The organism is Janthinobacterium sp. GW822-FHT07H11 (assembly GCF_058798615.1).
Map to the genome: position 1 here is coordinate 5,976,748 of NZ_CM179507.1, position 12,624 is coordinate 5,989,371.

Sequence of the window (12,624 nt, forward strand, 5' to 3'; positions counted from 1 at the left end):
GCTCAGGCAGCCTGTACCAGGCGGATGATTTTATGCGGCACCTGCGGCATAGGCTCATCCGTCTCGAAGAAGAATTTATCGTGGCCGAATGCGGGCTTTAAATCGTCCATCCACGTCGCTTGCGCATCGAACTTCGCATAAAACGGCCGGCGCACCCAGTCAGGGTTGCGCGCCTGCAAAAATTGCAGAGCAAACAGTTTCTCGCCATTGATGCTGACGATGCCGTCGATGACGATCTTGCCGGGGAAGGCGCTCATGGACGGTCCCCGTACCGTGCGCGACAGGCCCGACACCATCTGGTAGGCGGCCTGGAAAATTTCGTGCGCGCGGGCCAAGGGCAACTCGAAATAGCCGCGCGGCCCCGTATCGCGCTCGACAAACATGTAATACGGAATCGCTCCCAGGCGCGTGCCCGTCTGCCACAGCTCGGCCCAGCTTGCCGGATCTTCGTTGATGTGGCGTATCAGCGGCCCCTGCATGCGCAAGGTGGCGCCCGTGGACACGATGCGTTTCACCGCTTGCTGCGCGATATCCTGGCGCAGCTCGACGGCGTGGCTGTAATGGCCCATCACGGCCAGGTTCTTGCCCGCCTTGACGATGCGTTCGAACAGGCGCAGCAGCTCGTCCGCATCGCGGTCGGAGACGAAACGCTGCGGCCAGTAGGCCACCGCCTTGGTGCCGATGCGGATGTTCTGGATGTGTTCCAGGCCAGGCTCGAGCAGCGGCTCCAAATAGGCGGCCAGTTGCCGCGTGTTCATGATCATCGGGTCGCCGCCCGTGATCAGCACATCCGTCACTTCCGGATGCAGTCTCAGGTAGCCGGCCAGCTCGTGCGATTCGCGCGCATCGAATTTCATGTCGTCCATGCCGACGAACTGGGGCCAGCGAAAGCAGAACGTGCAATATGCGTGGCAAGTCTGGCCCGCGCTGGGAAAAAACAACACTGTCTGCGCATATTTGTGCTGCAAGCCGCGCACGGGCGCATCGTTGACCCTGGGCACGTTATGCGTCATCTGCCCTGCCGGATGCGGATTCATGCCCAGGCGCAGGCCGTGCACATAGGCGTCGATGGCCGCCTTGTCCCGTTTCACCAGCACCAGATCGCGCAACTGCGCGTACTGCTCGGGCGCCAGCATGTCGCGGTGCGGGAAGACCAGGCGATAGATGGGATCATCGGGAATATTGTTCCAGTCGATCAATTGATCGAGCACATATTCGTTGGTGCGAAATGGCAACACATGCGAGACCACTTGCACGGCTTCGCGCTGCTCTTCCGGCAGCCATTCCCATTGCCGCGCCTGCTGAATGGTTTGCCGGGTATATGGTTTGAATTTGCTGGGGAGTGGCTCGGTAAGGTGGTCGGACACGCTCGTCTCCTTGCTCAATAAATTACGATAACTGCCATAAAATCAGCCCAACCTCGGCCAATTCGCTCTCTTTTATCCGGATGCCGCGCACCAGCATGCTGGAAAATTCATCATAGTTCTTGCCGCAAGGAATCAAATTGCCACATATCAATAAGCGTTTCGATACGTCATCTACTGGCATCAAGCAAGACCTTAGTTTGTTCAATCGCAATTTGAGGCCAGCCACGACGACGTAAATTACGGCTTGGCAACACATCCTTCGATACCACCAGGAGTTCTCATGAAACGCTTGCTCACGGGTAGCCTGCTGTGCCTGGCATTTGCCAGCGCCAGCGTCAGTGCCGCAATTGAACCAACGGAAAAGGACGCCATCGCCATGGCGGAACGGGGTGCCGCCTTCATGAAGGCGCATGGCAAGGAAGAAATGATGAAGAAGATCACGGCGAAGGATCCCGATTTCGTGCAGGGATCGCTGTATGTGGACATGCGCGACATCAAGACGGGCATCGTGCTGGCCCACCCCATCAATCCTTCCATCGTGGGCAAGGACCTGACGGACGTGCCCGACGCCAATGGCAAGAAATACCGGCGTGAAATCATCGAACTGGCGCAAAAGCAGGGCAAGGGCTGGGTCGATTACCAGTACAAGAATCCCACCAGCGGCAAGATCGAACCGAAGACCACCTATATCCTGCGCGTCAACGATGTGGTGCTGGAAGCGGGCATCTATAAAAAATAGGCCATTCCCGGCGCAGCGCGGGGCGCGGCAGCTTGCCGCCGCGGCGCCCGCGCGCGCCGCGAACAGCCACTGCAGGAGTCAAGCATGCTCAATAAACTACGCATCGGACCAAAGTTGTTGCTCGCGCCCGTCCTCATCCTGCTGTTGCTGATACTCAGTTCCAGCGGGGCCTGGTACGGCATGGTACGGCAAAATGCCTCGCTGGAAAATATGGTGCAGGTGCGCATCACGCACCTGAAAGCCGCCTCCGACGTGGCGGGCGACGCCAAGCACGTGCATGGCAATATGTACCAGTTGCTGTCGTGGACCAATGGCAGCTTCGCCAAGGCCCGCATCGATGCGCTGGAGCAGCAGATCAAGGCACGCCATCTGGCCATCGGCAGCCAGCTGGCGGCACTGCGTTCCACGGCCAACGGCGCCGAACGGCCCCTGGTCGATGCCGCCATTGCGGCGCTGGCCGGCTATCGCAAGGCCGTGCTGGAAACCATGGAAATGGCGCAGATGGATCAATCGATTGCCACCAACTCCATGCTCAAGGCGGAGACGCAATTCGTCCAGCTCAATGCCCAGCTGGCGCAACTGTCGGCACTGGAAACCACCCTCAGCAGCCAGGCGCACGCGACGGCCAGCGCGGAATTCCACAGCCTGGGCTGGAGCTTGCTGCTGACGGTGCTGCTGTCCATCGTCGTCTCCATCGTCGTGACCATGCTGGTGCGGCGCGCCATGCTGGCGGAAATCCGCGGCATCGCCGACGCCGTGCAAGACCTGGCCGCCGGCAAGCTGATGGCGGGCGCGCCCAAGCAAGGCAATGACGAGATTGCCGCCACGTCGCGCGTGCTGGACCAGACCATCGCCAATCTGAACCAGACCCTGCGCACCATCATGGATGCCGTGCACTCGATCGACACGGCGTCGCGCGAAATTGCAACAGGCAATATGGACTTGTCAGCCCGCACGGAAATGCAGGCCAGTTCGCTGGAACAGACATCGAGCGCCATGGAAACCCTGACGGAAGCCGTCAATGACAACGCCGGCAATGCCCAGCTCGCCTGCGACCTGGCGGCACAGGCGTCGAACCTGGCCATGCAAGGGGGCGCGGCGATGCAGCAAGCCGTGAGCACGATGGCGACGATACGGGCCAATTCGCGCCAGATCGTGGAAATTATTGGCGTGATCGACGGTATTTCCTTCCAGACCAATATCCTCGCGCTGAACGCGGCGGTCGAGGCGGCGCGCGCGGGCGAGCAGGGGCGCGGCTTTGCCGTGGTGGCGTCCGAAGTGCGCACCCTGGCGCAACGCTCGGCGCAGGCGGCACGGGAGATCAAGACCTTGATCGCCACCTCCGTCACCACCATCGATGGCGGCAGCGTGGCGGTGCAGCAGGCGGGCGACAGCATGGGCGCCATCGTCGCGTCGGTGCAGCAAGTCAACGACATCATCCAGCGGGTCAAGCAGGCCAGCGCCGAGCAAGCCTCGGGCATCACGGAAGTGAACCAGGCCGTCACGCAAATGGATGGCGCCACCCAGCAAAACGCGGCATTGGTGGAACAGGCGGCCGCCGCCGCGGCCAGCCTGCAGGACCAGGCCGTGAAGCTGTCGGCCGCCGTATCCGTATTTACGCTGGAACAACACGCGAGCGCCGCGCCCGGCCCTGCTGGCGAGGACGCCTTCCAGGACTTGGCCAGCGCCGCCGCGGAAAGGCAAGCGGAACGGCGCGCGCTGCACAGCCCACTCCGTGGCAAGGCCAGGAGTAGCACCGCGAAAACGCCGCCGGCGCGCCAGCGCGGCGCCTGATTCCGCTAAGCGGCAGGCATGCGCATCGGCTTGCTCAGGTAGCGCGAGCCGGCCAGCACGAAGCGCCACGGCGTGTCCCTGGCCTTGGAAATGCCGATGCGGGGACCGGCCAGCACGACGGCTTCTTCCGCGTGCGCCAGCAAGGCAAACGGCGGCGCATCGAGCGGCAAGCCGTTGTGCGCCTGCGTGACGGCCAGCGCCTGGCACACCCGCCCCGGCCCCGAGCACAGCAGCCGCGCATCGTCGACGCCGCGCCGCGCGCGCATGCTGTCGATTCCCGCCAGCGGTTCGATGGCGCGTAGCAGCACGCCCGCGCCAAGGCCCGCTTCGCGGCACACAAAATTGAGGCACCAGTGAATGCCATAGGAACGGTAGACATAGGCGCGCCCCGGCGGACCGAACATGGACGCATTGCGCGGCGTCATGCCGGAAAACGTGTGCGAAGCCGGGTCCAGCCGGTCATAGGCCTCGGTTTCCACGATGCGGCCGCCCACGCCGCCGACCAGTACGGTAACGCCGATCAGCCGGCGCGCCACGACACTGGCATCGGCGGAAAAATCGATATCCGCAAGAATATGTTTCATCCGGCAATTGTAGCCGCCCTATCCGCCGCGCACGCATCGGCGCGCCTTGAAAACAAATAAAGCTTGAGCGTTTGACCATGCCAAGCAGCGGTGGCGCCGCCGGCCCATCATGCAATCGGTGCGCAAACAGGGAAAAAACAAGGTTTTTTTTCCAGTATCACTGCCAGGATGAACTATTGCCAGGCATAAACAGCGATAATCACCAGGCACCGCATGCGGCACCCGCCAGGCTGGCCGGCAACAGTGCGCGACAGACCAACCACCAGGCAAAATGATGATGAGAGCGGCAGCGCAAACACAGGCAGTACAGGACGATCCGGTCGATGCGCTGATGCGTTCCATCCGCATCCCGCCGCGTCCCAGCCTGCTGGTCGACCTGCAGCGCGAACTGGCCGAGGCCGATCCGTCGCCGCGCCGTATCGCGCGCATCATCGCCGACGATGTCGGCATGTCGGGCGCCCTGCTGAAACTGGCCAACTCGCCCTTCTATGGCGCCGCGCGCAAGGCCAAGTCCGTCGAGCAAGGCATCAATTTTCTCGGCATCAACCAGTGCAGCGCCATGATGACGGGCTTGCTGGCACGCCAGGCGCTGGAAGCGGAAGGCGTAGAACTGAGCAACTTCTGGGATGTGTCGGCCAAGCGCGCGCGCGCCGTGGTGTTTACCTCGCGCAAGCTGCGCATCGCCCCGCCCGACATCGCGCACACCTTCGGCCTGTTCTGCGATATCGGCGTGCCGCTGCTGATGAACCGCTTCCCCGACTACGTCAATACCTATGCGGCCGCGGCGAACGACGCGCACAACTGCTTTACCACCGTGGAAGACGCGCGCCACCAGACCAATCACGCGGCCATAGGCTGTTTGCTGGCGCGCAACTGGGGCCTGTCCTCGGATGTGGCCTGGGCCATCCTGCACCACCACGACTACCACGTGCTCAGCGATCCGTCGACCGACGACGCCATCCGCTCGCTCGTCGCCCTGTCGCTGCTGGCCGAAAAGGGCATTCAGCGCTACCATGGCAACAGTACCTCGCTGGAATGGGACAAGGGCGGTGAACTTGCCTGCCAGCATCTCGGCCTGTCGCAGGAAGAAGCCGCCGACCTGCTCGACGAACTGCACGAGATGTTCGATACCGACCATTGAGGTATCAGGCGGCCGCGTCCGCCTGTATGATCCGTCCCGGTGCCTGGCAAAGCCCTGGCGCCCGTTTCCGTTTGCCTGACCATATTTCTTAACCTGTTGATCGCCATGCCCAAAAATAAGCGCCCTGTCCCCCGTAAATCCGCCAACACGCCAGAAGACAAGGATGAAGCCGTCACGCGCATGCTGTGCACCATGGCCCTGAACCTGGCGGAACAGGAAGACAGCGAATCGCAGGGCACGGTGCTGGCCGAGCAAGCCGTCGAGTTCGGCCGCCTGATCCGCAAGGCCCTGAATCAAAAGAAGGATGAAATCCTGTACGACGCCATCGAGCGTTCCAAGTACGAAGACGTGGGCGCCTACCAGTACCTGCGCAGCCATATCGAGGAAGCGGCCTCCATTTCCGTGATTCGCCGCGACAACGCGCCGGCCATGGAAATCAACGCCTTCGTCGTGCCCCTGCTGGTGCAAAGCACGGGCGGCCTGAAGGAAGCGGACAGTTTCCAGGACCAGGACGCGTTCGAGGCCCTGGTGAAAAGTTTTCAGCAGGCAGAACTGGAAAGCGCCAAGGCCAAGGTAGTGCTGATGAGCCATGCCTACGACCTCGATGAAATCGACCGCATCACCTACAGCCACCTGCACGAGATGGTGCGCGACGCGTACGCCTCGATGACGGACAAGAAGATCGCCGCCACGCCGGGCCTGGAACGCAGCATCGTCGGCTGGGGCGAGACGGCCTTCGGCCCGCAGGACACGGCCGTGGAACTGCGCTTCCTGCTGGGCTTTGCGCTGAAGCGCGTGGACGACCCGTTCTATGCGGAACCGAAGGATGAAGCGGCGCTCGACGCCTGGTTCGACGCCCGCATGGCCCGCTACCAGCAGTGGACGGGCGACGTGGCCGAACTCGTCAAGCGCTGCCTGGCGCCGGCCGGCAGCGCGCTGGAAGTCAGTTTCCTCTACCAGGATCTGTTCCACGGCGGTAAGGAACAAGGCATGAGCGAGTATGCGATGCTGCAGATGATGTCCGGCATCAACCATGCGCTGGCGGAAAACAAGGTGGACGCGGGCGACGTTTCCGTGGTGGTCGGCCCGGCCGATGAACATGGCGAAATGTTGTTGCGCGTCAATGTCCATACGGGCGGCGGCGAGCTGCTGCACAGCGCCGACAAGCCGCTGGACCTGGCCGCCGACCTGCAGGACGAAGTCGACGACATCTGCGACGCGCTGGCCACCATCGGCGTGACGCAACTGTCCGTGGCGCTGAGATTCGATGCCAAGGGACAAGCGCTGGAAGTACAGGCCTACGCGCCGGCCTAAGCACCGGCGACACGATCAGCGCGCGGCCGGCTCCGCTTGGCCGCGCAGCGACAGCCAGGCCTGCAATTTCTGCGCATACGCCAAGGTGTAGGCCGGGCTGCTCGACGGCAAGCTGACGATGCGGTAGCGCTGCGCGTGCTCGCCCAGCACCTTGACGCCCAGCTTCGCGGCCGTGCCGCCGTTGAAGGCGATCGTGTGCAGCCGTGGCAGGCTGGCGGCCAGGGCCACCAGGTCGTTGTCGTCGCGGGCGCGGATATTGCTGTCCAGGCTGCCCGTGCGCTGCGCCTGCGCCACCACGTCCCACAGACCCACGCCGTGCGCCAGCAAGCTTGCCAGGCGAGCCGCATACGGCAGGCTCTTCAAATCCACGCCCAGCACCTCGCCCAGCAGCATCCAGAACCTGTTTTGCGGATGCGCATAGTATTGGCTGTGCGCCAGCGATTTTTCACCGGGCAAGCTGCCCAGTATCAACAGGCGCGTGCCGGCATCGACGACGGGATCGAAACAGCGCTTGCGCGCATCGGCAGCATGCTCGGGCAGGAAGACTGGGCTATTCAAAGCTGATGTCCGGAAGGGAAGACGAAGGAGCATTTTACCCGGCCACGCGACGGTGTAGAATTCCCGCACAACATTCCCTCGACAAGAGACGCCCATGCGCACCATCGACACCCTGCTGGCCCAATATGGCGAGAGCCACCGCAACCACGTCAATGAATGGGTGCACATCGTCTGCGTGCCGCTGATCGTCTTCAGCCTGCTGGGCTTGCTGTGGAGCGTGCATGCCAGCGTGGCGCTGCTCGGCAGTATTGTTGCCTTATACTACTATTACAAGCTGTCGCGAGCGTTTGCGGCGGGCATGCTGCTGATGCTGGCCATCATGCTGGGCCTGCTGCTGGCCATGCCCGCGCTGACCATCCTGCCCGTGTCGCTGGGCGTGTTCGTGCTGGCCTGGATCGGCCAGTTCATCGGCCACCAGATCGAAGGCAAGAAGCCGTCGTTTCTCGACGACCTGCGCTTCCTGTTGATCGGGCCGCTGTTCGTGCTGGGATTTTTATACCGGCGCCTGCGGCTGGCATATTGACGGGCGTGCCGGCTCCGCCCGGTAACAGATTTTTACTAATCGCAACTAGTTATCTTTAGTAAATGTCCTTATGATAAGTCATGCTCGTTGCCGGTCGACGTAATCGGCACATTATCTTTTTTGTCCAAGGGAGTTCTACATGAAAGCACCAATTATTGCAGTGGCATTGCTCGCCACCCTGGCCGGCTGCGCCGTACAACCGAACTCGGCGAATGTCTACAATGCGCGCCAGGCGCAAAATGAACAATCGGTTCGCATGGGCACGGTTGAATCCGTACGCCAGGTAAGCATCGACAAGGGCGAAACGGGCACCGGCGTGCTGGCTGGCGCGGCACTGGGCGGCGTGGCCGGCTCGGCAGTCGGCGGCGGCAAGGGCGCCATCGCGGCCAGCATCCTCGGCGCGGTGGCCGGCGGCATGGCCGGCAAGAGCATCGAAGCGAATGCCTCGAACAGGCCCGGCCTGGAAATCACCGTGCGCCTGGACAACGGCGACATGCGCGCCATCGTGCAGGACGCGGACGAACTGTTCCGTCCGGGCGAACGCGTGCGCCTGCTGTCCGATGGCCGCAAGACCCGCGTCACGCATTGATCTGCCGGCTGGCGTCCAGGCATCAGCCGAAGGCGCCGGCCGCCAGCAGCAGCGCGGACGGCGCCATGCCGTCGTGCGCCCCGATGGCAATCAAGGTTGCCGCAACAACATACACAAGCACGCTCCAGACTTTGATCTGCAATGAGGCCCGCATGGCGTCTCTCCTTCAATATTTCAATTCATAAATATTTACTTGATAATAATGTAAATATTTTCAAATATTTAACGTTTTCCAAAAGCACTGCGATGGCTCAATGCCTGCCGGCATCTCCGTTGTTTGCTAGGCAAGCACGACCGGGACACCGTATACTTGCGCGATGTCCTCTCCTCTCCTGTTCATCATTGCCTGCCTGATCTGGGGCTCCACCTTCTGGGCCATCACCCTGCAGCTGGGCGATGTCGCCCCCGCCGTGTCCGTGGTCTACCGCTTCGGCCTCGCTTGCGCCACCCTGTTCGCCTGGTGCGCGCTGCGTGGCGACCGCCTGCGCCTGCCCTGGCGCGCGCAAAAATGGATGCTGCTGCAAGGCCTGGCCTCGTTTGCCCTCAGCTATGTGTGCACCTACAGCTCGGAGCAATACCTGGTCTCCGCCCTCGTCAGCGTGCTGTTCGCGCTGATGGTGTTCTGGACGCCCTTGCTTAACCGCATCGCCTTCGGCACGCGCATCACCTGGAGCACTTGCTGCGCGGCATTCGTTGCCATCTGCGGCATCGTGCTGCTGTTTTACCAGTCCATCGGCGCGGCGCTGCACGACATCCTGGGGGGCGGCTCCGGTCATTTCCTGCTCGGCTTCATGCTGGCCCTGGTGGCGACGATATCGAGTACCGTCGGCAATGCCCTCGTCATGAAAGTGCGTGAACAGTCCGGCAACGTGATGCTGACCATGGCCTGGACCATGCTGTGGGGCACCTTGATGGTGGCCGCCTGGGCCATCGCCACGGGCCAGTCCTGGCAATTGCCCACGCGCACGAGTTACTGGATGGGATTGCTGTACCTAGCCATCTTCGGCTCGGTGATCGCCTTCAGCGCGTATTTCACTTTAATCGCGCGCATCGGCACGCAAAAGACCGTGTACATCGGCGTGGTCACGCCCGTCATTTCCGTGCTGCTGTCGGTGCAGTTCGAACATTACCGGCCCGCCCCCATCGAATGGGCGGGCATGGTCCTGTGCCTGTCCAGCGTGGCCTGGGCCCTGACGTCGGGGGCGCGCAAGACGAGTACCATTGCTTCCCTTTCCACCACTCCATCAACAAAGGCAACATGAGCACCTCTTCCTCCCTCGCCATCCGTCCCGCGACCGCATCCGACGTGGCCGCCATCTTCGGCATGATCCATGAACTGGCCGTGTTTGAAAAACTCGAACACATGATGATCGCCAGGGAATCCATGCTGCACGACAGCCTGTTCGGCAAGCACCCTGCGTGCGAGGCGCTGGTGGGCGAGGAAGACGGCGAGGTGGTGACGTTCGCCCTGTTCTTCCATAATTTTTCCACCTTCCTGTGCCGCAAGGGCCTGTACCTGGAAGACCTGTACGTGAAGCAGGCGGCGCGCGGCAAGGGCTATGGCAGGCAGATGCTGGTGGCGCTGGCGCAGCTGGCCATCGAACGCGATTGCGGCCGCTTCGAATGGTCAGTGCTGGACTGGAATGAAAACGCGATCAATTTCTACAAGGGCATGGGCGCCGACGTGATGCCGGACTGGCGCATCTGCAGGGTCGCTGGCGATGCGCTGACGCAATTGTCGGCGGGAACACCGAAAGCGGCCTGATTGGAAGGGAGACGGTAACGATGGAACTGCCAGTGCAAGTTCCAAAAAAAATCCCCGCGGGCTAGCGGCACCGCGGGGTGAACCCATTGTCAAGTGGGAGGGGGAGAATGCAATCAACGGTTATCAATATAAACGCTGCGGCCTGCCGCGGCGCCGACCTTTACATTTGCTTACCGGCCCTTACATTTCCCTTAAGACCGCCAGGCACGAACCATCGGAGACTTGATTATTTCCGTGGTTCAATCAACGTGCCATGCAAGCCTATGTGTTGTTGCGCAACAGCGCCGCCACCCTGCGATTTTTTATAGATTTGGTACACTAACAAGCAAGCGATGCAGCCGGCGACAAGGGCGGAAATGAGCATGCGACGATCTCCTTAGCGGTATGAGGGCCTGCGCATAGCAGTGTGCTTATGCCTCAGGGAAGATTCAGTGTGGCATCTTCAGTCCATGTGGCATTGTGAAATATCAAACGCGCTTGTTCGTCTGCCTTGTGGCGTTTGACACGACGCAAAGTGGCGGCATTCCGCTCACACAAAATAAACAAATCGATACGCACCTGGGAGCCACATCATGAATGTCTCTGCCAAACCGCTGGTCATGAAAATCTACCGCGCCTACCTGCGTTCCCGGCTGGAACGCTACACGCGCGACTTGCAAGCCATCGCCGAACAGCGCGAGAACGACTTCCAGGCCGAGCGCATCCTGCACCAGGCCGTCGTCTCGGTGCGTTCCAAGCTGCACTCGCTGTGAGGGCTTCAGCGCTGCCGGCCGGCAACGGCCCAGCGCTCCACCAGCTCGAACAGGCCTTGCGTCAGCAGGGCCAGCACGGCGGCGGGGATGGCGCCGGCCAGCAGCATGTCGTTGTCGTTCAGCGCCAGGCCGATGGTGATGCGTTCGCCGTAGCCGCCCGCGCCGATGAAGGCGGCGATGGTGGCCGTGCCCACGCTCATCACGGCCGCCGTTTTAATGCCAGCCAGCATCACCGGCAGGGCCAGCGGCAAGTCCACGTGCAGCAGGCGGTCGCGCCGGCTCAGGCCCAGCGCCAGCGCCGCCATGCGCAAGCCGGCCGGCACCTGCAAGATGCCCGTGCACGTGTTGCGCACGATGGGCAGCAAGGCATACACGCATAGGGCCACCAGGGCAGGCACCGTGCCTATCATGCCCAGCAGCGGGATCAATATCGCCAGCAAGGCCAGCGACGGCACCGTCTGCAGCACGCCGACCAGGGCCAGCACGGTTTGCCGCAACGGCGCCGAAAACGCCGCCAGCACGCCCAGCGGAATGCCGGCCAGGCAGGCGACGGCCAGCGACAGCAGGACCAGGGTGACGTGCTGGCGCGTCAAGGTCCACAGGTCGTCGCCGATGATCTTAGCCAGCAACCCGCTGCGCGCGGCGGCCGGTTTCTCCGCCTGCGTGCCGGACGCCAGCCATTGCCGCGCCACCTCGGAAAAACCCCTGCCGTCGATTTCCACGGCCGCATTCATGGCGATCATGTCGCTCTCGCCGATGCGCCCCTGCAGGCCTTGCAGCGCCCGCCAGGCGGCGGGAAAGCGCGGCGGCAGGTCGAGCCGGTACAGCAGCATGGCGTCATAGCGGGGGAAATACCGCTGCGTGTCGGCCAGCACACGCAAGCCGTACTGGCGGATCTTCGCGTCCGTCGAATAGATGTCGATCACGTCCACCTGGCGCTGCGCCAGCGCCTCATACGCGATGCCGTGATCGAGTCCGCGCGGGCGCTGCGGCAAGCCGTAGCGGGCGGCCAGCCCCGGCCAGCCATCGAGCCTGCCGATGAATTCATGCGACAGGCCGAATGTCAAGGCGGGGTGGCCCGCCAGCTGTTCCAGCTGCGTGATCGAAGCATCATCGCCGCGCATGGCCAGCGCATAGCTATTGTTAAAGCCCAGCGGCACGGCCACGCCCAGGCCCAGCGCCGCCAGCTCGCGCCGCATCTGATCCAGATCAATCGGTTTGTCGTGCTTGAGGATTTCGCTGGCGATGGTGCCCATGTATTCGGCATACACGTCGATGCTGCCCGCCTGCAGCGCGGCCAGCACGATGGCCGTGTTGCCCAGTCCCTGGCGATGTTCCGTCCTGGCGTACGGCGCGGCGCTCTGCTTGACGATTTCACCGAGAATATACGATTCCGTGAAGCGCTTCGAGCCCACCTTCAGGGTGCCGCCATCCATGGCAAGGGAGGACATGGGCGCGGCGGCGAAAACCAGCGACAACAGCAGGTAAAACAGCAAAT

Annotated in this window: 14 protein-coding genes; 9 read left to right on the plus strand and 5 right to left on the minus strand. The window is 62.5% G+C overall.

Annotated elements, in window-relative coordinates; genetic code table 11:
• Nucleotides 1–2: 2 nt before the first annotated feature.
• Nucleotides 3–1,367 (minus strand): KamA family radical SAM protein, encoded by a 1,365-nt coding sequence (locus AC3RCJ_RS26385; protein WP_492957216.1) that lies wholly within the window; start codon nucleotides 1,365–1,367, stop codon nucleotides 3–5.
• A 280-nt stretch (nucleotides 1,368–1,647) separates the two neighbouring features.
• Here AC3RCJ_RS26385 and AC3RCJ_RS26390 point away from each other — a divergent pair, with 280 nt between their 5' ends.
• Both AC3RCJ_RS26390 and AC3RCJ_RS26395 read left to right on the plus strand, forming a co-directional pair.
• Nucleotides 1,648–2,106 carry a cache domain-containing protein gene (locus AC3RCJ_RS26390; protein WP_492957217.1) on the plus strand — a complete coding sequence of 153 codons (459 nt, stop codon included), beginning with the start codon at nucleotides 1,648–1,650 and terminating at the stop codon, nucleotides 2,104–2,106.
• Between the two features lie 84 nt (nucleotides 2,107–2,190).
• Nucleotides 2,191–3,900 (plus strand): methyl-accepting chemotaxis protein, encoded by a 1,710-nt coding sequence (locus AC3RCJ_RS26395; RefSeq protein ID WP_492957218.1) that lies wholly within the window; start codon nucleotides 2,191–2,193, stop codon nucleotides 3,898–3,900.
• 5 nt (nucleotides 3,901–3,905) lie between these two features.
• Here the strand turns inward: AC3RCJ_RS26395 and AC3RCJ_RS26400 are convergent, their stop codons facing one another.
• A complete protein-coding gene (locus AC3RCJ_RS26400; protein ID WP_492957219.1) occupies nucleotides 3,906–4,484 on the minus strand; it encodes a DNA-3-methyladenine glycosylase in 579 nt (192 codons plus the stop codon).
• 274 nt (nucleotides 4,485–4,758) lie between these two features.
• Between AC3RCJ_RS26400 and AC3RCJ_RS26405 the strand changes: the two genes are divergently transcribed.
• A complete protein-coding gene (locus AC3RCJ_RS26405; RefSeq protein WP_492957220.1) occupies nucleotides 4,759–5,625 on the plus strand; it encodes an HDOD domain-containing protein in 867 nt (288 codons plus the stop codon).
• A gap of 105 nt (nucleotides 5,626–5,730) precedes the next feature.
• On the plus strand, nucleotides 5,731–6,939 hold the full coding sequence (locus AC3RCJ_RS26410; RefSeq protein ID WP_492957221.1) for a hypothetical protein: 1,209 nt from the start codon (nucleotides 5,731–5,733) through the stop codon (nucleotides 6,937–6,939).
• 15 nt (nucleotides 6,940–6,954) lie between these two features.
• Here the strand turns inward: AC3RCJ_RS26410 and AC3RCJ_RS26415 are convergent, their stop codons facing one another.
• Nucleotides 6,955–7,497 carry a DNA-deoxyinosine glycosylase gene (locus AC3RCJ_RS26415; protein WP_492957222.1) on the minus strand — a complete coding sequence of 181 codons (543 nt, stop codon included), beginning with the start codon at nucleotides 7,495–7,497 and terminating at the stop codon, nucleotides 6,955–6,957.
• Nucleotides 7,498–7,591: 94 nt separating this feature from the next.
• On the opposite strand from AC3RCJ_RS26415, the gene AC3RCJ_RS26420 reads away from it, so the two are divergent.
• Both AC3RCJ_RS26420 and AC3RCJ_RS26425 read left to right on the plus strand, forming a co-directional pair.
• Nucleotides 7,592–8,020, plus strand: a complete 429-nt coding sequence (locus AC3RCJ_RS26420; protein ID WP_492957223.1) for an Mpo1 family 2-hydroxy fatty acid dioxygenase — start codon at nucleotides 7,592–7,594, stop codon at nucleotides 8,018–8,020.
• 139 nt (nucleotides 8,021–8,159) lie between these two features.
• Nucleotides 8,160–8,609 (plus strand): outer membrane lipoprotein, encoded by a 450-nt coding sequence (locus AC3RCJ_RS26425; RefSeq protein ID WP_492957224.1) that lies wholly within the window; start codon nucleotides 8,160–8,162, stop codon nucleotides 8,607–8,609.
• A gap of 22 nt (nucleotides 8,610–8,631) precedes the next feature.
• Here AC3RCJ_RS26425 and AC3RCJ_RS26430 read toward each other — a convergent pair whose 3' ends face one another.
• A complete protein-coding gene (locus tag AC3RCJ_RS26430) occupies nucleotides 8,632–8,763 on the minus strand; it encodes a hypothetical protein (RefSeq protein ID WP_492957225.1) in 132 nt (43 codons plus the stop codon).
• A 163-nt stretch (nucleotides 8,764–8,926) separates the two neighbouring features.
• Here AC3RCJ_RS26430 and AC3RCJ_RS26435 point away from each other — a divergent pair, with 163 nt between their 5' ends.
• From AC3RCJ_RS26435 to AC3RCJ_RS26445, 3 genes are all read left to right on the plus strand, one after another.
• A complete protein-coding gene (locus tag AC3RCJ_RS26435) occupies nucleotides 8,927–9,871 on the plus strand; it encodes a DMT family transporter (RefSeq protein WP_492957226.1) in 945 nt (314 codons plus the stop codon).
• Nucleotides 9,868–10,374, plus strand: coding sequence for a GNAT family N-acetyltransferase (locus AC3RCJ_RS26440; RefSeq protein WP_492957227.1), 507 nt, complete (start codon nucleotides 9,868–9,870; stop codon nucleotides 10,372–10,374). Before AC3RCJ_RS26435 ends, AC3RCJ_RS26440 begins: the two co-directional genes overlap by 4 nt.
• A 572-nt stretch (nucleotides 10,375–10,946) precedes the next feature.
• On the plus strand, nucleotides 10,947–11,126 hold the full coding sequence (locus tag AC3RCJ_RS26445) for a hypothetical protein (RefSeq protein ID WP_034746290.1): 180 nt from the start codon (nucleotides 10,947–10,949) through the stop codon (nucleotides 11,124–11,126).
• Between the two features lie 5 nt (nucleotides 11,127–11,131).
• Here AC3RCJ_RS26445 and AC3RCJ_RS26450 read toward each other — a convergent pair whose 3' ends face one another.
• A complete protein-coding gene (locus AC3RCJ_RS26450) occupies nucleotides 11,132–12,577 on the minus strand; it encodes a glycine betaine ABC transporter substrate-binding protein (RefSeq protein ID WP_492957292.1) in 1,446 nt (481 codons plus the stop codon).
• Between the last annotated feature and the right edge of the window lie 47 nt (nucleotides 12,578–12,624).